We start from the raw sequence: 17,956 nt of genomic DNA on the forward strand, positions 1-17,956 counted from the left end.
GCCTGAAGCGCCGTATCGGCTTGTGATTGCTCGATCAGCGTCTCGCGCTATCAGTCACACTCTTCCCGAGAAGGTCGCCGCTGCGGTGTACGAGTTCATCACCGGAGCATTGCTGGAGAATCCGCAGCGGGTCGGGAAGCCCCTGGCCCCGCCGCTTTCGCCCGCCTACAGCGCCCGCAGAGGCACCTACCGGGTTCTCTATCTGATCGACGCCGGGCAGCGCATCGTGCAGGTCACCGCGATCTCACACCGGTCAGATGCCTACCGCTGAGAAGATTGCGTAGCTACCGGATTATGTTGCGGAGATCAAGCCTCGTAGGCGTAAGGCTTCCACCAATGGTGGGTGGGTCGCGGTCTCCATCCAACCAGATTTTCGGTCCGCCTTGCTGCCGAGTGAGTCGGATACTGCGCTTCGCAGAATTCGGAGGGCATCTTCGATCGCCTCGCGATCGGCGTGATCGCGATCGAACCAACTCATGTCCGCGCCGATGACTCGTTCGTACTGCACCAGGGCACCATCCTTGTTCACTCCCGCTGTCTCCATCAGATCTAGTGAACCGATCGAGAAGACCAGAGCCCGAGTGATCGTTGTCGGCATTCCGCGCCGGTTTGCTTGGTAGACGGTCGGATCGACAATCCGGCCCATTGCCGGAATCCACAACACTAGGTGTCCTGTCCACCATGTGTCCGACTCCCATTTCGGTGTGCGGCTTCCCAGCTCCACCCACTGCTCGTCCGACCACGCCACCTGCCCGTACACGACCAACGGCTCAGCCTCGATCCCGTAGTCACGCAATGCCGGAATCAGGCAACGCACCGCAGCAATGCAGGTGCCGGAAAAACCGCCCTCGGTGTAGGCCTGCCAAATCTGGCAATGCCGGTCGATGATCTGCACTTCTGCCGGTGCAGTCACGCCAGGATTCGCAGGGGGACGGATCCCCGCTACCGGTGGTGTGACGTACCCGGCCCGCTGCGCCCATTCTGGCAATGCAGCGGCTCCCGGACCGCTACGCGATCGCCCTGACCCCTTGCCTGCACCCTTGCGTTTCTTGCTCACCGGTGACATTTAGACGCTCCCAACCCACCTCGACTCTCTGCCCCGTCGCAGGAGTTTCGCGTCCCGACCGTACCGGCCAGGTACGACACTTCCCGCACGCTAACGATCACATCCCTGTATTCAGGTTGACATGGTTGACATGACGCGAACAGCCGGGGATGATCAGGGTATGTCCACTGTCGAGAAGGATTTCGAGGTCATGGCGCACCGGCTGGTCGAGGCCAGTGGCGCGCCGGACGAGCGTGATCTGGCGTATGCAATAGCGGGCCTCGGCGGCATCGTCAACGGCCTCAAGGCGCGTCGCGCGTGGAGTGAGCACGTAGGGGAAATCTTGACCCCCAGTCAGGCCCTCGACGTTGCGGGTTGGACGCGTGCTGCCTTGAGCAAGGCTGTGAAAGAGAACCGCGTTCTTCGGTTGACCGGCAGCAACGGCAAATACGGCTACGCCGCCGCAGGCTTCACCGATGCCCAACCGGCGAAGCCGATTCTCGGCATCCAAGAGGTGCTGCGTGTGTGGGCGGGGCAGGACCCGCGTGGATGGTTGGCGGTCGCGTGGCTGACTACCGAACAGCCAGAGCTCGACGGCCGTACACCTCGGCAAGCACTTCTCGACGGGGACGTTCCTACGGCTGCTCGCGCTGCCCGGGCTGCGGTCAGTCGGCTTGCGGCGTGAGCGCTGAACGCGCCGTCGTTCATCTGTTCGAGCCCAAGCCCGTCGGTGAATTGGCGGAGCGATTTCCGTCGTGCGTCTACCCGGCTGGGGCCGAGCTGTTTCGATCGCATCAGGCCAGTCTGGGACCGTGGTGGTACTCATCGAATGGCGGCGGCAGGTTCGACCTCGAAGCCCCTGATGGGACTTGCTACCTGGCCGAAGACGAAGTGGTCACTCTCCTGGAGATTTTCGGTGGCCAACAGGTCGTGCCGAGATACGAGGTCGATGCGCGTGCAGCGTCGACGATCACGTTGGATGCTGATATCAGGCTCGCTGATCTGACTGCGAACACCGGTGTCGCGCTCGGAGTCACGGCAGAAATCTTTACTACCGCCGACTATCCGCTGACGCAGCGGTGGGCGGCCGCGTTACGGGAGGCCGGGTTCGAGGGTCTGCGGTACTGGGCCCGCCACGACCTCGAACATGCCCGGCGGTGCATTGCACTGTTCGGGCAAGCGGGGGTGGCAGGCGAGGAGCATCGTCATACCGTCCAGGCCACGGTCACCCTGTCTGAGCGAGCGGACCTGCTGGAGCGGTGGCGTGAAGAAACTGGTGTCGCGATCTTGGACGTACCAGATCTGTTGTAGCGATCGTGGTCAACCGCCCGCAAGGTATTGCTAACGAAACTTACAGTAAGTACTGTAAGTCTCATGAAGATCAGCGCACGTCCTCTGCTCGACAATTCCGTCGACGCCGAACTGTTCGTCGGCCGGCGAGACGAACTCGCCGCGATATGGGACGGATTGAACGCTGAGCTCAACGTTCTGGTGACGGGGGACCGCGGCACAGGCCGAACGTCGCTGCTTAGACAGCTGCAGCTCGACAGCCGAGAGCCGTTCACCGGTGCCCGCCGCGAAGGCGACTTCCCGATGAGCTTCGTTCGGGTCGAGGGGATCTCGGACGGCCGTGACGTGCTCGCCCGCGTCGTAGAACAGGTCACCGGCGAACCGGCAGTCGACAGTGACGGGCCCGACGTCTTGCTGCGGCGATTGAGTGACTTTCGCCTGCAGTTCATCGACGCCACGCTTCGGAGGTGGGCAGCAGAAAGCGACGACGGCACTGCTCCGCTTGGGACGCGGCTGTATCCGGTGATCATCGTCGACGACGTCACCGCATCGGCCGGGCACGCACTGTTCGGGCGGTACCGCGATGAGGTGTGGGCGACGGGATACCTGTGGGCGGTGTCGGTGCGTGAAAGTGACCGTCAAGGTCTCCTGACTCCGCCTGCAGATGCATTCTTCGAGAAGATCGTCGACGTACCCCCGCTCTCGAGAACGGAAAGCATCAAGTTGATCACTCGCCGCGCGGGAATCGACATGGAACCGCAAGCCAGCACCCTCGCTGATGCGGTAGGGCGAAACCCCCGAGATCTGGTAAGTGCTCTGCGGGGATTCCTGCAGGACCCCGGGTCGTACGAGGACAACTACCTGGCCCTCGCCGATAGAGACAATGCGCTCTGGGCTTTGGGTCGCCCAGCGTCGATGCTGGCGGCCGAAATGAAGGTGCGGGGCCCGGTCAGCGCATCGGATGAAGACTTGCTGGCCGCGTTGGGGTGGACGCGTCCTCGTGCTGTACAAGTCTTCAAGCAACTTTACGAGAAGGGGCTGGTCCGGAGCAGCGAAGTCTCGTCAGGTCCCGGGCGGCCGCGGCGGGTGTACGAGTTGACTCCGCCGGCGGAATGGCTGCGGACCGAACACGCTGATCCGGAGGACCAGAAATGAGTGACGCCCTACTGCGTCAATTGCGGGACTCGAAGGCCTTCGACCCGTCGCCGGATCCGGATCGTATGTGGCAGGTCCATGTGCCGTTCGACGTCCTCACTGGCCCCGTGAGTGGTGACTACGAGCAGCGCTTCATGGACGCTGTTCGGCGGCGTGAGCGTGTGGCTCTGATCGGTGCCAGTGGCTCGGGTAAGTCCTCGATCACCGAGTACGTGATGGACGCTCTTCACTCCGAAAACGTTGCAGCACTGAGGATCAGGATGGGATTTCAGACCGACTCCCTCGTCTCCGATCCGGCTGAATTCCCGCGTCTGTTGGTCAACACCATCGCCAAACAGCTCGACGAGAACCGGGCAGTCCAGAAGATTGCTCGGGAAATGCGTGGAGGTTCCCCACATCGACCGGTCAAATTCTCGGTTGGTCTCCCATGGTTGGCCGGCAATCTCGCGATCGAGCTCGGCAGCGTGGTGAACGAACCATCGCAAGGTGAGGATGTCGTGGATCAGGCCATCAGGGTCCTGGAACTGATTTCGCGCAGTGGCTTGATTCCGACGCTCGTGCTCGATGACACGGACCAGTGGATACGTCGTCCAGGTATCGGCGTCGATCCGGAGCCGCGGATCGCAATGTTCTTCGGCTTGACTCTGAGGATGATCGCCGAGCGACTTCCGGCAGCATGTGTCGTCGCCGTCCATAACGACTACATCGACAGCCCCCACTACAAACAGGCTCGCGAATACCTGAACACGCGAATCACCCTGCCCGCCTTAGCTAATTCAGCCGCGCTGGGGTCGATCATCGGTAGGCGGGCCCGCCAGGCCGCGGGAAATCCGAATCTCGGCGCGGTCGACGTCATCGACGCTGACGCCCTCCAGCATCTCTTCGACCACTACGGGGCCGGTCGCAGTGTCCGCCGGGAGCTGGTCGTATTGCAGGATGCGTTGGTACGAGCGTGTTCTGCAGTAAGTGAGACCATCGCCGCAGCTCACGTCGTCGCTGCGATCGCTGCAGGCTAGGACACGACTACCGTCGTAGGTAGTTCGCAAAATGCATCGCCTGAACTGCAATTCGGGTTTACCAACCCCTTTGCAGCTTCAGTAGTAGGTGTGAAACTGCTTGGCCCTGTCCACCGCATCGAGGACCTCAGCGTCGAGGCCTTGAGCTTCTCGTTCGATCGCGTTTACCCGTCGCTTCATGCCTGCTCTGGCGAGCCACGGCGACCACATCAGTCGACTGAGCTGCGCTGCTGTCGACGGTCGCGTAATTCCCCAGGGGTCGTTGTCACGTAATTCCCCAGGTCCGGAGCTGCTGTGGTGAGGATATCGGTGACGGGCTCGGTTGTCAGGTGGTCTTGGTGCCGGGTCGTTTGCGGGGTCGATACGACGGTCCGTCCATGAGGACTTGGTGGCTGGTGTTGATGAGCCTGTCGAGGAGGGATTCGGCGACGACGGGGTTGGGGAAGAGTGGGTACCAGTCTTTCGGGGCTCTGTTGCTGGTCAGGATCAGGGGTTTGCCGGCGATGGCGCGGTCGGAGACCAGGTCGTAGAGGTCATCGGATTGTGTGGTGGTGTGCTCTCGCATCGCGAAGTCGTCGATGATGAGCACGTTGGGACGGGTGTATTCGCGCATGCGTTGTCCTATGGTGCGGTCGGCGTGGCCGCCCGCGAGGTCGGCGAGCATGCGTGAGCATTTGACGAACCGGATGTCCCCTCCGCGTCGGGCTACCTGATGGCCGAGCGCCTGTGCGACATGGGTTTTCCCGACACCGACGGGCCCGTAGAGGATGACCGATTCCCCGGCGTCGAGCCACCGCAACGCGGCGAGGTCGCGGAGCATCGCAGCAGGGAGTTTCGGGCTGACGGTGAAGTCGAAGTCCTCGAAAGTGTTGGCCTGCTCGAACTTCGCTCGGCGCACTCGTCGGGTGAGGGCGGCGGATTCTCGGCGTGCGATTTCGTCTTCGCAGAGCACTTGCAGGAACTCGAGGTGTCCGAGTTGCCCGTCTCGGGTTTGCGCGAGCCGAGCGTCGAGGGTGTCGAGCATGCCGGTGAGTTTCAATGTCTTGAGTGCGGTCCGCAGGGATGGGTCGTGAATGGTCATAGTGATGTCCTTGGATTCGAATGTGGTTGTGGTGCAGCGTGAATAGATGCTGTCGAGTTCAGGCGCTCTGTTGAGTGTCGAACGCGTCGGGTCCGCGGAGTAGGGCCGGCGGCGCAGGTACCGAGGGGTGATCGTCGGTCTGCTCTCCTCGTTCGGTGCCGGCGACGAGGAGTCCTTTGATGGTGCGGTAGTGCACGTCGTCGAGTTCGAGTGCCCGGGTGCAGGCCGCATCGAGTCGGGTGTCGGGGTATTTCTCGCGGAGTCGGATGATCGCCTGGATGGCGCGCAGGCGGTGGATGGCGTTGACCGTCGACAGCTCCTCGATGACTTTCGTTGCCCCGGAACCGATCTGCTCGGCTTGGCTGCGGCACCACGTGACGGTGCGCAACGTGTGTGCGACTTTGTGCGGTGGGTAGTGCTCGAAATTCGTCGACCGCCCACTCAGATGAAGAACGTGAGTGGCAGCGACAGTATCGTCGTGAAAGACCTGGACCATGTCTCCGGCGGTGCGGACGGTGACCTTCTGCCCGAGCAGTCGCCACGGCACCGAGTAGAACGCTGCGCCTGCTTTGACGTGGCAGTCCGGTGCGACAGTGCCGATCGAATATCGGACGGTCTCGAACGGGCGCACGGGGAGCGGGGCGAGGGCGGATTGTTCGATCGCCTCGAACATCGCCGACGGCGTCACGCCGTCGAGCCCGCGGTGTCGATGTTGCCCGTATACCTCGCTTGCCCAATGCAATGCCGCGGTCTGCATCTGTACGAGTGAGGTGAAGTCGCGGCCCGCCCAGAACGAGTCACGAATGTAGGGCATGGGCCGCTCGACGCGGGGTTTGTCCTTGGGTTTGCGGGCCCGGGCGGGATCGATGAGGGTGCCGTAGAAGCTCGCCAGCTCCTGATAGGCGGGGTTGATCATCGGGTCATAGAGATCGGGTCGCTCCACACCGGTTTTGAGGTTGTCGCACACCAGCCGGGCCGGGACGCCGCCGAAGAACTCGAATGCAGCGACGTGCGAGGCGTTCCACGATGTCTGGTCCATCCGGAAGACAGGTTGGACGAACATCTTTCGTGAGCACGCGAGGATCATCACGAATGCCCACACGGTCACTCGTCGGCCGAGGTTCGGGTCGAACCACATGCCGAGTTTGCCGTAGTCGATCTGTGCTTCGCTGCCCGGTTCGACGGCCCCGCGTGGGACGGTGACTTTCTCTTCGAGCCGTTGCTCGGCGAATGCCGTTGCGATGTAACGTCGTACGGTCGATTCGGAGACATCGACGTGGTGATCATCGCGAAGACGCTGCGCGATGGTAGCGACGGTGACCGGCACATCGAGTTGTTCGGTGATCCACTCGTGGTGCGGTGCGATGTGTTCCCACGTCAAGGCGCGGGCCGCGGGATCGGTCAATGCGGGGAACCACTGGCCGATGCGTTCACGCCAGAGCTGTTCGTCGAACACCTCTGCCGGTGCCGGTTCGATACCGTCGCGCACTGCTGGTTGGAGGTACTTGCGGATGGTTTTGCGGTCGATGCCCAGCGCCTGATGGATCTCGACTTGGGATCGGCCGGCGTTCCAGTGTCGGAACATCTCGATGAGATCGTTCACGGTGAATGACTTCCTTGCCACCTCAGGCCCCTTCCACGAGCCCTTGGCAGGACCACGTGTCAGGAGCGAACCTGAGCAGCACCCGAACCCCGCACCGACACGCCCCAGGGTGGGGAATTACGTGACAGCGGGTGAGGAATTACGTGACGGACAACCCCTCACACCTGGGGAATTACATGACCGCTGACACGCTGCTGACAAGCGCACACATCGCCCCAGCGCAGTGTTGATTCCCCCGGCTTCTTCCTGACCGTCTTTCTGCTTTACGTCGTCGTCGCTCGTCAGGCGCGCCACAGTGGCCAGTTGGATGTACAAACGCAGTGGCCGTCGCGGAACCCGTGCAATGATCGCGGCCGTCTCAAGCTCGCGGACACTGTCCTTGAAGTGCTGAAACGACGGATCAGTGGACGACGACCCTGCCCATCGGGTGCGTTCGGTGCTCGCCAAGTGCCGGAGAACCTCGCTACGCAGTTGACGGCGTTGCTGACTGCCGATCAGGTACTGGCCCGCAAAGGATCCGATACCGAGAGCTCCGATAATCGAGGCCACACCACTGATATCCATTTCGTAACAGTATTCGGATCCAGAACTTGGGGTCGGTTGACGCAACGTGAGTGGTGAAAAAGGAGAGATTTTTCCGTACCTATTGCGCCTCACGCGGCAGCAGATGTTCCGACTCCCGAATATTTGCCGGTGCTCGAAGTGTCCACCTCCGCAGGCATAATCGTGGACTGTTGGAGCCGATCGACTTTGGAATGGCGAAATTCCTCGCCTAGGGACGGTAGTGCTTCGGTCGCCGACAGATGGTCGGATCCGCGCGTGCGAATCGGAGTAGAAGGCAGTCCTATGTGGCGATGGACCGGAGAGAGTGTGACATGACGGTTGCCGATCAGAAGGTTTCGGAGCGGGAGAATGCCGAGCATCGCGCGCGTCCTCCGCAGAAACGTGCGCAACGGACCCGTGACGCGTTGATTACCGGTGCGGCTCGAACCATCGCATGTGGGGGAAGCGGCGTCACGGTCAACGACCTGATACAGGCTGCAGGGGTGACCAAAGGGGGCATGTACTTCCACTTCCCATCGAAGGACGCTGTTGTTCATGCAGTGGTCGACCAGGCTGCTCGACAATGCGAGTTCCTCCGGGCGCATCGCCCGTCTACAGGAGACACTGTGGCCGATGTTCAGGACTTGCTCGGCGGCTACTTCACTCATGCGAAACGGTATTGGTCTCTGAGGGCAGCAGCGGTGTTGTGGACCGACCTCCACTACGAGGACGTCGCACGGGCCGCGACCTACCACCCTCTCAGGGCCGCGGTCCTGGCCCTTCTGACCAGCAACGGCAGGCTGCCGACGATATCGGTGGACACTGCCGATGCTGTCATGGCCATCGTGTGCGGCGTGACGACCACCGCCGGGCCGGGGGGCTTCGGTGACGGCGGCGATCTCGACACCGTCCTGCGGTTGACGGGGCCCGTGATCGCGGCTGCCGGTGCAGTGGCGGTATGAACAGCGGTGGCGGGGACTCCGGGAAGCCTTGATCTCCGCCGGTTACCCGCGGCCGGTAGTGGGCGACGAGCCGGGCCAGCTCACGTTGTCGTGGGGCACCGGTGTCGGCGTACGAGAGATGTGTGTGAGCCCTTCAGGGGTGGTCGCCCGGACACCGGACGCGGTCTTTGCCTTGGGCCTGTTACGTCAGTCGGCAGCAGACTGGGTATCGCCGCTGCACCCGCTGATCGCAGAGCCGATCGTGCGCACATCCGAATCGCCCTTTCGGGTAGTCGAGCCGGTGACCAACATCGTTCGGAGCGCGTCGGTGATCCGGCGTTCGATGACGTGCCAGGTGAGTTTCCTGGGCTGTCAGTGTGCGGCGTTGTACGCCTCTTCGATGTCGGTGGGGATGCGGCCTCGATCGCCGATCTCGTGACCGTTGTCCGCCGCCCACTGCCGAATTGCGCGAGTCTGCGCCGGGTCACGCTTGGCCGGTGTCCCGGCTGTCGAAGGCGTCGACGCGGTTGCGGGGAAGGGTTTACGTTTGCGTCCGCCAACCCGCGCGGCGTGCTTGATGTAGTAGTCGAGCTTTCTGTGAAACTCGCTGGCGTTCTTTGCTTTCAAGTCGATCACGTACTCGACGCCCTGGACCGCGAACTCGATCGTTTCACCGGAGTCGTCGATGACCGATCCGTCGATGTCGTCGACCAATTGAATCGTTTCTAGCTTGGCCACAGTGAAGAAACCCTCTCGCAAAAATGTATGGAAGACAGCTAAGTGAGCGTATAACGGGTCTGCGTGGTCGTGACAACTGTGGGTGCGGCGCGCGTGGTTCGGATGCAGGATCGAGAGAGTGCGATTATGGGCAGCGCTCCATTCGTGGTCGGCGATGAAGCCCAAGTTACTAGTCGGGCGATGACGTCGACGCCGTCGAATGTCTGGTTGTGCTGTTCTGACGACCGTTCGATCAGGGAAATGAGGCGGACCAGCCCTTCCGCGTATCGGGCCAGGGTCCGCGGCGAGAGGTCGTAAAATCGGTACACCCATATCGTCCCGGAAGTGGCCTCGTTGAGAACGCGCGCGGCCGTGCGCGGATCGATGACAACGCTGCCGCCTACATCAGAGGGGTCGTATTCGCCCGTGTCGGCGGGTCCTTCGACATTCTGCGCGTAGTAGCCCACAACGTTGGTCGCGTCTGTGTAGCGGTACCTCTTCGCTTTCAGTGCGCGGAGCAGGAAGCCCTCGTAGATGTAGTTGTCACCACGCTTGGTGGGGTAGACCGTGCCGTCGTTGTATCCCTGATACGCACTACGCTGATCATCAGCGACATCGACGCCGCCGAACCCCCTGATCAGGATTAACGGTCGGCATTTTATTTCGCCCATCTGAACCTCCACGAGTGTTCGTCGCAGCAGGCACATGCCCCCGCTGTAACTCGTCGTCCTTGACTCAAATCGACGGGTGGAGATACCTGAGGTGCAACCGCGAACCCGCTGAGCTGGTCGTTGCGGCCAGGCCGCTTCTGATGGTCCTCGTGTTGGGGGGCGATGTCACTGGTAGTTAGGGCTGACAACCGTTTGAACGGCAGACCCGTTGGCCTGCGGATGAGAATTCGAGCTGTTCGTGGTGTCCGGTCCTGACGCTAGTGTGCATCGACAGAGACAGCCAACAGGGGCCTTGGCCTATCGGTGGGGGTGAATGATCATGCGAGACAAGAGCGGTGGAGATGTGAACGTCGACGGAAGCGGGGACGCCGTAGGACACGTCGTGGACAGGTTCGCCGCGGTGATGACCGAATTCGACGTCGATACTGCCGGCGTGGGTGTGCCGTGTATCGATTCGGTGTGGCAGGGGGAGTTGCGGGGATGAGGGGCCGGCAGCTCGTCGTTGTTGACGTCCACACCACGGGGCCGTCGTTCGAGGCTCACGAGGCCTTCGAGCTCGCCGCGATCGACGGTGCATCCGGGAGGGTGTGGGATCTCGCGCTGCCTTTGACATCGGCACAGCTCGAACGGGCGGATTCAACATTCCTGCAGCTCAGCGGATACCACCGTCGACGGCTGGTGGAAAAGGCGCAGCATGACGCGTTGACCATTGGAACGGAGCTCGCGGCGCTCAGTGATGTGTTGGCTGGAAACACGCTCGGCGGCGCAGATCCGGAGATCCATGCGGCATTTTTGAGCAAGGTCTTTCACCGGCATGGTGTCCGGTCGCGTTGGCACCACCTGCCCGCAGATATCGCGGCGTTGACCGCCGGTGCCCATGGGATCCCCGCAACCAACATTCCGCGGCTGGAGGTGTGCTGCGAATTGTGGAATGTGCAGCTCGCGGAATTTCCTTCGGCGCTGGATCGGGCGCACGCTGTCGCCGATTGCTTCGCGGCGTTCGACCGCAGAAGCGGACGGGAATCGGTGTCGGCAACGCTCAGAGGCGAGTAGGTGTTGAAGCAGCCGCTTATTGCGCTGGGCCACACCTGAGCCCCGCAGTTCTGTCTCGGTAGTCACGCTATCGCAGGCGGCGAATCCAGACGAATGGTATTCTACGAGTTAATACTCGTATTTGATGGCAGCGGCCGTCACCGTTGGACGTGGGGATCTGATGGATCTGTTCATCGATGTCATAGCCTCAATCGCTTCCTGGTGTGCTCCGATGGTTCTGCTCGTGGCTGCCGCAATCCTCTTGGTGGAATCCGGCTTGCTCGTCGGGTTTCTCCTCCCGGGTACTGGCACGGTTCTGGCGGTCGGTGCTCTCGTGGGGCTGGGCGAACTTGATCCCGTCGTGACGGCGATCGTCCTGATCGCTTCGTCGACAGCAGGGGCTCAGCTGGCCTTTCGGTCCATCAGGCGTGGATCGTGTCGCGCTGATATCGCCGGCGCAGGCCGCTTTGCGCGCCTGATCAACAGGGTGCTTGCTCGGGCACGTCAGTTGTTTTCGGGGGATGCGCGCGTCGGGACAGTGACCACGCATTTCGTCGGAGGCGCGAGGACCTTGGGGCCACGTCTCGCTGCGGGTTCCTCGTTGTCGTTCTCGAGGTTCGCGGTGTTGAATATCGTCGCCGCAACCGTGTGGGTCACTCTTCTGTTGACCACGGGAAGCGTGTTGGGAGCCAACCCCGCGTGGATCCCCTGGGCCACTGGCGCTTTCGTCGTGGCCGTAGTTGGAGTCATCGCAATTCGGGCATTTCGGCGCAGTGACGCTCCGGTTCCCGGCGGCACAATTCCCGCCCGTCGATCTGATCGACGGGGCGGGAATGCGGCTGTGCCGTGCAGTTGTGCCCGTGTCATTCGCGGCCGGCTGATACCCAACTCATGTCGGGTGCTCGGGTTCCGGTGACGGCGTCGGCGAGGGTGTCGAGGACGGCGAGCTGGTCCGCGGTGAGTTCGATGTGCACCGAGCCCGCGTTTTCGGTGACCCGATCCGCATTCCGAGTGCCGGGTATCGGAACGACGGGCAGCGCGAACTGTGTACCTTTCACCCGTAGCCACGCCAATGCGATCTGGGCGGGCGTGGATCCGTGCTGTGACGCGATGTCTGTCAATGGGGCGAGGGCGTCGGTGTTCGTTTCGAATGCGTCGAGTTGAAAGCGGGGTAGATACCGCCGAAAGTCGTTGTCGCCGAGCTGTTCCTGTTTCACTTTTCCGGTGAGCATTCCGCGTCCCAGTGGGGAGTAGGGAACGAATCCGATGCCGAGTCGAGCTGCGGTCGGGACGATGGCGTTCTCGACGTCGCGGCTGAACAAGCTCCATTCGGACTGGACCGCGGCGAGCGGATGGGTCCGGTGCGCTCGTTCTAGTTCGGGGGCGGTTACTTCCGATACTCCGATGTGCCGGACTTTTCCGTCGGCGATGAGCTCGGCCATCGCTCCGATGGTGTCGTCGATCGGGATGTGTGGGTCGACCCGGTGAAGGTAGTAGAGGTCGACGACGTCCACGTCGAGGCGACGCAGGCTGTTGTCGATGCACTGGCGGACGTAAGCCCTGTCTCCGCGGCTTCTGCGGCCGGGTTCGGTTACGGAGGTATCGATACCGAATTTGGTGGCGACGGTGACCTCGTCGCGACGGTCGGCGAGGAGTCTGCCGATCAGTTCCTCGTTGGTCCCGAGGCCGTACACATCTGCGGTGTCGATGAAGTCGATGCCGAGGTTGACGGCGTGATGCAGGGTCTTCAGTGCTTGGTCGGGGTCGGATTCGCCGTACATCGAGGTCAATGCCATGCCGCCGAATCCGAGTGCGGATACTTCGAGGCCTGTTCCGAGGTTCACGTGTGGGAAGTCGGTCATGATGCTGTCTCCTTGGAGGCGCTCGTTTCGGGTCGACCGCGTTCGACTGCCTGTGTGTCCGCGGGTCCGGCCACTGCGGTGAGGTAGGTCCGTATGGCTGCAGGGTTCTGCAGCGAGCCGGTCATGCCCACTATGCGGTCGGGACGCACGACAGCGACACCGCCCTGTCCGAGCTCGCTCGAAACGATCTCGTGGGTGTCGATCACGGTGGGAGTTGCGCTCAGAAGTGTGGTGGGGGAGTGGACCACGACCACGACGTGCAGCCGCGACCCCCACGAGTCGAGGATGGCATGTAAGGCCCGGAGTTCGTCGATACTGGTGATGGTGGCCAGCGCCAGGACTCGTCGGTCATCGAGGAGGTCGGGCAGCAACTTGTCGACCTCTCCGTCGAACTGGACGGGATGCGGGGGCAGGAACTTGCCCGGCGAGATGGTTCGACCGCGCCCGCCCCCGCGGGCCACTGACGGGCCGTAGGCCGTATCGATCTGCGCCAGTTGAGGAACGACACGCCGGGTGAGGAGCCCTGTCGCCGAGAGGATTCCGAGGATTCGGTCGCGGATCCACCGCGAAACGGCAGCACGAGTTGTCCACAGTTTCGTCTGAAGATCGGTCATCGCGGCGACCGATTCTGCGACGGGTCGTCGTTCGAGTTCATATGTTTCGAGTAGTGCTGCATCGGCTCCGTCGACCGCTACTGCTGCAAGTTTCCACGCGAGATTCGCCGCGTCCTGTATTCCGGTGTTCATACCTTGACCTCCCGCAGGACTGTGAATATGTGCAGCGTCGCCGGCAAGGATGAATCGGCCCGACACGTAGCGCGAGGACAGTCTCCGGTGTACTCGAAAGTCGCTCTGCCAAAGCACATTACTGACCCGGAAGCGGCCGAGGCCGCGTTGGCCGAGCATGATGTTGGCGCGATCGGTGATCTGAGTCGGCGGTATGAGCGCAGGGGAAGCGGACTGACGGTGTCCGAGAAATACCCGGTGTCCACCACCTGGGAGCGGGACGACGACCGTCACCCCGTCCGGGTGGAGATGGTACTGAGCCTCCCCGACCGACCCATCGGTTTCTAGGGTGCCGTCCACCAGCAGAAAAGCGTCGTCGTAGCTGTCGCCGTCGAAGTCGATGGCCGCTGTTTTCCGCACGGTGCTGTGTGCACCGTCGGTGCCCACGATCCACTCTGCTGTTGTGGTGAAGCGGATTCCGCTCGGACCGACCAATGACGCCCTCGCCCCGTCGCTGGGCCCGGCAGGGTCCGGATCGAGGGCACCGAGGAACTTGTGCCGCCAGCGGACCGTACCTCCCAGCGCCTGGTAGAGCTCGAGGAGAGCTGCCTCGACGAGGGGCTGCGGAAGGGACAGTGGTTTGTGCAGGCCGGGCTGGTCGAGGCCGGTGAAGTCGACGTGGCCGATCTGTGACCCTTTCGACCAGTACGACGCTCGGTCGAGAGTGACGCCGGCATCGAATACCGCGGGATCGACACCGAGGATGCGCAGGCTCTCCTGGGCGGCACTCCAGAGTACGAGGGCTTTCGGTTCGGTCGAGGGCCCCGACTTGCCGTCGATAATCATGTGGTCGACGTTCCTGCGGGCGAGCTCGCAAGCAAGCGTCAGACCTGTGGGGCCCGCGCCGACGATGAGGACGGTGTGCTCGGTCATGTCCGGACTCCTGACGGGCGAGGCGGGGCGAGGCTGGATTGTTCGGCCGAGATCACGTCCTCGTATCCGGTGGACGGCGCGTCGCGGGGTAGGGGAGAGGCCGCTGCGTGCGGGTCTGCTGCCGCGGGGTCGACGAGGAAGTCCTTGCGTCTGATGAGGGTGAATGCCGCGATCGCACCGATGAGGGTGACGATTCCCGCGATCGTCGTGACCTGATGCAGCGCCGAGATGAACGCGATTTCTGCTGCCACCCCAACGTCCTGCCCGGTCTCTTGCAGCGCCGCGACGGCCCCGGAGGCCACGGCGTCGACGGTGGCGTCGAGCTGGGCCGGAGTCAGGGCGGATCCGTACGCGGTGTCGAGTTCGGATTCGATGGTGCGATGAGCCAAAGCTCCGAGTACCGCCACGCCCAATGCCGCACCGACCTGCTGGAATGTCTCGTTGATCCCAGCTCCCATCCCTGAGTCTTCGGCCCGAACGAGAGCCACTGCCGCGCTCGCACGGGGTGGATTGTGTAGTCCCATACCGAGTCCCGCGATCACAAACCCCGGTAACAACGCCGTCCAGCTGTCACCGACGTCCGCGAATCGAAACAACAGAAACCCGATTCCTGTGCACAACAGCGAGATTCCGATCAGAATCGATGTCGAGATCCGGGCGCTCAGTATTCCGCCCACGGCACCGGATATCAGCAGGACGCCGGTAAGCGGCAGGAACCTCAATCCGGTCTCGATAGCCGAGTAGCCCAGCACGCCTTGCATCCACAGCACCGAGAACAAGATGGTGGCCGTGACGGCGAAGTTGATCGCAAACGTTGCCGCGGACAGGCCGTTGAAGGAACGGTTTCCGAACAGGACCATGTCGAGCATGGGATTGCGGACGCGGCGCTCGACCACAGCGAAGCCGAGGAGGGCGAGCACACCGACCGCCAACGCTACCGCGGTACGTGGGTCGGTCCATCCCACGACGGGTGCCCGGATGATTGCAAAGATCAACGCGAACAGACCTGCGGAGAACAGTGCCAGACCGAGGGGGTCGAGACCGCGGCGCGCGGTCGATGTCTGGTGGTCCCGGACTTTCAGAGCGACGACGGCCAGAATGATCAGTCCCACAGGGATATTGAGGTAGAACACCCATCGCCAGTCCACTTCGGTGAGGATGCCTCCGATCAACGGTCCCGCAGCGATGGCGATGCCCGAGGTGGCCCCGAAGATGCCGAAGGCGGTTCCTCGTTGGCGGCCGTGGAACGTCGCTGCGATCATCGCTGGGCCGACGGCGTACATGATGGCCGCGCCGAGGCCTTGAACTCCACGTGCTGCGTTGAGCAGAGTTGCTGACCCAGCGAGACCGCAAGCCACGGACGCGAGGGTGAAGGCCAGCGCGCCGACGGCGAAGATCCGGGTGCGGCCCAGTCTGTCCGCGATCGAGCCGGCGGTGAGCAGAAACGCGGCCAGTGCCAGGGCGTAGGCGTCGATCACCCATTGCAACTGCTCGAAGCTGGCCGAGAGGTCTCGTTGTATCGCGGGCAGTGCGACGTTGACGACGGTGAGGTCCAAGAACAGCATGAATGTTCCGAGGCAGACCGCTGTCAGCGTCCACCAGCGTTCGGGGGCCGACTGCAGCGGTTCGGGGGTGCTCATGCGGACTCCTCGAGGAGCGCGTCCGCGGTGGGTTGCGCGGCCGGCTGCTGGCGTCCGAACCAGGCGTCGATTGCCTCGATGGCTCCCGCGGTGTCGGTGAAGTGATGTATCTGCATTCCGTGCGCTCGGGCGGCTTGGCAATTGCGTAGGTCGTCGTCGACGAACAGGCATCGAGCGGCAGGGACGCCGAGTCGTTCGGTCGTCCGGCGGTAGATTTCGGGTTCGGGTTTGCGGACACCTTCGTTCGCGGAGACGACCTCGACGCTGAACAGGCCTGTGGGGACGATTCCTCGCCACTCGGGTTCCCATTCTCGGACGTTGTTGGTCAACAGTCCCAGAGTTCGTCCTTCGGATTTCAGCGTGTGCAAGTAGTCGAGAAGTTCCGAGTTGGGGACCCGGCCGGAGAACCATGCCGGCCGGAACTGTGACAGGTCGATAGCGCGTCCGGTCATGGTTTCCAGTGCCGATCCGACTCGGTCGAGGAAGGCCGCTTCGGTGATTTCGCCGCGTTCGAGCGGGGCCATGATCGTTTCGTCCGGGTCATCGTGCGCGGTGAACAGGGCACCCATCAGGTCCTCCGGTTGCACGGACATGTACTCGGTGAACGCCGCGATGGTGTCGGCGATGGGGTTGGTCAGGACGCCGCCGTAGTCGACGACGAGAACGAGGGGACCGGTGTCGATACTGTTGTCGGACATCGTCATCCCACCTCGACCTGCGAGCGGACGATGACGACGTCACCCTGGACGAGTTCGAAAGATGCGACGATCCCAGTCCCGGACTCGGTGGGTGCGGTGTCGATCAAGCGGCAGTAGACAGGAAGCTCGTGTTCGGCGAAGTCGAGGAACTGGATGTCGTAGCGCACCGGGGAACCGACCGACGATTCCGGCAGTGAGTGGGTGTCGAGGACGGCGCACACCGATGCCTGCCTGCACGCTTCGGTCAAGAGCATCCCCGAGACGTGGTCGACCTTGTGATCGGAGAGCGACGGGTGGTTGTTGTCGACGACGACCTCGTACGTCGTGTCGGGGTGTTCGGTGCCGGTGGAGGCGATGACGACGTTCTTCGAGTCCCGCCGGGCAACGCGTGCAGGCGGAAGCGGAACGGCGGCAGAGGTATACGGCTGATCGGGGGTGTTCTTCGCTGCCCGCCCGGCCGCGCGCATCTCGGCGAACATCTGCTTGGGCATGAAGCTCAGGGATCCGACGAATTCGCCGACAGGCACGCCGTCGAGAACGGTCTGGTACCTACCGACTGCCCCGGTCAGGTACCCCTCGACGTGGAACCGCTTCTCGAATTCGACTCGGATGACCAACCGGCCCGGTGTTTCCCCGACCTGGAGGGCAGCGAGGTCGGTCACCGACACCGAGGCCTTGCGGAAGACGAACGCCCAGTCCTTGGGTACTCCGTAGAACTGGTGACTGATCAGGATCGAGGCCTGCCTGCATGCCTCCACGAGGATCATGGGGTCGTACCGGTCGTCGAGTCGGTCGCTGTAGAGGGCATGCCCTCGCGGTAGCTGCGCGGCGACGACGAATCGGTTCTCGCCCGTCGCAGCAGCGTCGGTGAGGAAGACCTCGCTGACAGCTGCGCGGTGGACGAGGCTTCGCGGCACAGTGCGATCGAATGTCAGTTCACTGGCGATATCGAACGGTGGTGTGGTGACAGTCATTTCTTCCCCCAGGAAGGTGGTCGCAGATTT

General features: G+C 62.8%; 18 protein-coding genes and 1 pseudogene. 9 read left to right on the plus strand and 10 right to left on the minus strand.

Annotated elements, in window-relative coordinates:
• The first annotated feature begins 22 nt into the window (after window positions 1-22).
• Entirely contained in the window at window positions 23-271 is a 249-nt protein-coding gene (locus tag CH296_RS25715) for a type II toxin-antitoxin system RelE/ParE family toxin (RefSeq protein ID WP_371828030.1), read from the plus strand.
• A gap of 21 nt (window positions 272-292) precedes the next feature.
• Here CH296_RS25715 and CH296_RS25720 read toward each other — a convergent pair whose 3' ends face one another.
• Window positions 293-913, minus strand: a complete 621-nt coding sequence (locus CH296_RS25720; RefSeq protein WP_032364994.1) for a hypothetical protein — start codon at window positions 911-913, stop codon at window positions 293-295.
• Between the two features lie 313 nt (window positions 914-1,226).
• On the opposite strand from CH296_RS25720, the gene CH296_RS25725 reads away from it, so the two are divergent.
• From CH296_RS25725 to CH296_RS25740, 4 genes are all read left to right on the plus strand, one after another.
• Window positions 1,227-1,730, plus strand: coding sequence for a hypothetical protein (locus tag CH296_RS25725; RefSeq protein WP_015586098.1), 504 nt, complete (start codon window positions 1,227-1,229; stop codon window positions 1,728-1,730).
• Window positions 1,727-2,356 (plus strand): RES family NAD+ phosphorylase, encoded by a 630-nt coding sequence (locus CH296_RS25730; protein ID WP_015586099.1) that lies wholly within the window; start codon window positions 1,727-1,729, stop codon window positions 2,354-2,356. Before CH296_RS25725 ends, CH296_RS25730 begins: the two co-directional genes overlap by 4 nt.
• A gap of 63 nt (window positions 2,357-2,419) precedes the next feature.
• Window positions 2,420-3,490 (plus strand): ATPase AAA, encoded by a 1,071-nt coding sequence (locus CH296_RS25735; protein WP_015586100.1) that lies wholly within the window; start codon window positions 2,420-2,422, stop codon window positions 3,488-3,490.
• Window positions 3,487-4,506, plus strand: a complete 1,020-nt coding sequence (locus CH296_RS25740) for an ATP-binding protein (RefSeq protein ID WP_032364995.1) — start codon at window positions 3,487-3,489, stop codon at window positions 4,504-4,506. The genes CH296_RS25735 and CH296_RS25740 overlap by 4 nt, the downstream gene beginning before the upstream one ends.
• A 325-nt stretch (window positions 4,507-4,831) precedes the next feature.
• Here CH296_RS25740 and istB read toward each other — a convergent pair whose 3' ends face one another.
• A complete protein-coding gene (gene istB, locus CH296_RS25745; RefSeq protein ID WP_032407552.1) occupies window positions 4,832-5,587 on the minus strand; it encodes an IS21-like element helper ATPase IstB in 756 nt (251 codons plus the stop codon).
• A gap of 58 nt (window positions 5,588-5,645) precedes the next feature.
• On the minus strand, window positions 5,646-7,190 hold the full coding sequence (gene istA, locus CH296_RS25750) for an IS21 family transposase (RefSeq protein ID WP_037185688.1): 1,545 nt from the start codon (window positions 7,188-7,190) through the stop codon (window positions 5,646-5,648).
• 875 nt (window positions 7,191-8,065) lie between these two features.
• Here istA and CH296_RS29920 point away from each other — a divergent pair.
• A pseudogene (locus tag CH296_RS29920) lies at window positions 8,066-8,284 on the plus strand (TetR family transcriptional regulator); the annotation flags it as partial.
• A 75-nt stretch (window positions 8,285-8,359) separates the two neighbouring features.
• Entirely contained in the window at window positions 8,360-8,695 is a 336-nt protein-coding gene (locus CH296_RS29660) for a hypothetical protein (protein ID WP_230596322.1), read from the plus strand.
• A 351-nt stretch (window positions 8,696-9,046) separates the two neighbouring features.
• Here CH296_RS29660 and CH296_RS29665 read toward each other — a convergent pair whose 3' ends face one another.
• Window positions 9,047-9,412, minus strand: coding sequence for an Lsr2 family protein (locus tag CH296_RS29665; RefSeq protein WP_015586104.1), 366 nt, complete (start codon window positions 9,410-9,412; stop codon window positions 9,047-9,049).
• A gap of 38 nt (window positions 9,413-9,450) precedes the next feature.
• The gene (locus CH296_RS29670; RefSeq protein WP_230591901.1) at window positions 9,451-10,074 is read right to left on the minus strand and encodes a hypothetical protein; all 624 of its coding nucleotides are present in this window, start codon (window positions 10,072-10,074) and stop codon (window positions 9,451-9,453) included.
• 307 nt (window positions 10,075-10,381) lie between these two features.
• Between CH296_RS29670 and CH296_RS29095 the strand changes: the two genes are divergently transcribed.
• Window positions 10,382-10,546 (plus strand): hypothetical protein, encoded by a 165-nt coding sequence (locus CH296_RS29095; protein WP_155289035.1) that lies wholly within the window; start codon window positions 10,382-10,384, stop codon window positions 10,544-10,546.
• Window positions 10,522-11,115 carry a hypothetical protein gene (locus CH296_RS25765; protein ID WP_141214635.1) on the plus strand — a complete coding sequence of 198 codons (594 nt, stop codon included), beginning with the start codon at window positions 10,522-10,524 and terminating at the stop codon, window positions 11,113-11,115. Before CH296_RS29095 ends, CH296_RS25765 begins: the two co-directional genes overlap by 25 nt.
• A gap of 842 nt (window positions 11,116-11,957) precedes the next feature.
• Here the strand turns inward: CH296_RS25765 and CH296_RS25775 are convergent.
• From CH296_RS25775 to CH296_RS25795, 5 genes are read right to left on the minus strand one after another with little or no spacing between them, the layout of a single operon-like run.
• Window positions 11,958-12,956 carry an aldo/keto reductase gene (locus CH296_RS25775; protein WP_015586110.1) on the minus strand — a complete coding sequence of 333 codons (999 nt, stop codon included), beginning with the start codon at window positions 12,954-12,956 and terminating at the stop codon, window positions 11,958-11,960.
• On the minus strand, window positions 12,953-14,614 hold the full coding sequence (locus CH296_RS25780) for an FAD-dependent monooxygenase (protein WP_015586111.1): 1,662 nt from the start codon (window positions 14,612-14,614) through the stop codon (window positions 12,953-12,955). The genes CH296_RS25775 and CH296_RS25780 overlap by 4 nt, the downstream gene beginning before the upstream one ends.
• Complete coding sequence (locus CH296_RS25785) at window positions 14,611-16,254, minus strand: MFS transporter (protein ID WP_015586112.1); 1,644 nt, start codon at window positions 16,252-16,254, stop codon at window positions 14,611-14,613. Before CH296_RS25785 ends, CH296_RS25780 begins: the two co-directional genes overlap by 4 nt.
• Window positions 16,251-16,952: an HAD family phosphatase gene (locus tag CH296_RS25790; protein ID WP_052047793.1), complete on the minus strand. Its 702-nt coding sequence runs from the start codon at window positions 16,950-16,952 to the stop codon at window positions 16,251-16,253. The genes CH296_RS25785 and CH296_RS25790 overlap by 4 nt, the downstream gene beginning before the upstream one ends.
• Before the next feature lie 2 nt (window positions 16,953-16,954).
• Complete coding sequence (locus tag CH296_RS25795; protein ID WP_015586114.1) at window positions 16,955-17,926, minus strand: ScbA/BarX family gamma-butyrolactone biosynthesis protein; 972 nt, start codon at window positions 17,924-17,926, stop codon at window positions 16,955-16,957.
• Between the last annotated feature and the right edge of the window lie 30 nt (window positions 17,927-17,956).

This window comes from Rhodococcus sp. 14-2496-1d, from assembly GCF_002259365.1.
In the GTDB taxonomy this organism is placed as follows: Bacteria; Actinomycetota; Actinomycetes; order Mycobacteriales; family Mycobacteriaceae; genus Rhodococcoides.

Excerpts from the sequence above, each read along its gene's own strand:
- CH296_RS29095 (WP_155289035.1), top strand. The coding sequence starts at position 10,382 with ATGCGAGACAAGAGCGGTGGAGATGTGAACGTCGACGGAAGCGGGGAC.
- istB (WP_032407552.1), bottom strand. The coding sequence starts at position 5,587 with ATGACCATTCACGACCCATCCCTGCGGACCGCACTCAAGACATTGAAA.
- CH296_RS25740 (WP_032364995.1), top strand. The coding sequence starts at position 3,487 with ATGAGTGACGCCCTACTGCGTCAATTGCGGGACTCGAAGGCCTTCGAC.
- CH296_RS25785 (WP_015586112.1), bottom strand. The coding sequence starts at position 16,254 with ATGAGCACCCCCGAACCGCTGCAGTCGGCCCCCGAACGCTGGTGGACG.
- CH296_RS25780 (WP_015586111.1), bottom strand. The coding sequence starts at position 14,614 with ATGACCGAGCACACCGTCCTCATCGTCGGCGCGGGCCCCACAGGTCTG.
- CH296_RS25725 (WP_015586098.1), top strand. The coding sequence starts at position 1,227 with ATGTCCACTGTCGAGAAGGATTTCGAGGTCATGGCGCACCGGCTGGTC.
- CH296_RS25795 (WP_015586114.1), bottom strand. The coding sequence starts at position 17,926 with ATGACTGTCACCACACCACCGTTCGATATCGCCAGTGAACTGACATTC.
- CH296_RS25775 (WP_015586110.1), bottom strand. The coding sequence starts at position 12,956 with ATGACCGACTTCCCACACGTGAACCTCGGAACAGGCCTCGAAGTATCC.
- CH296_RS25790 (WP_052047793.1), bottom strand. The coding sequence starts at position 16,952 with ATGTCCGACAACAGTATCGACACCGGTCCCCTCGTTCTCGTCGTCGAC.
- CH296_RS25735 (WP_015586100.1), top strand. The coding sequence starts at position 2,420 with ATGAAGATCAGCGCACGTCCTCTGCTCGACAATTCCGTCGACGCCGAA.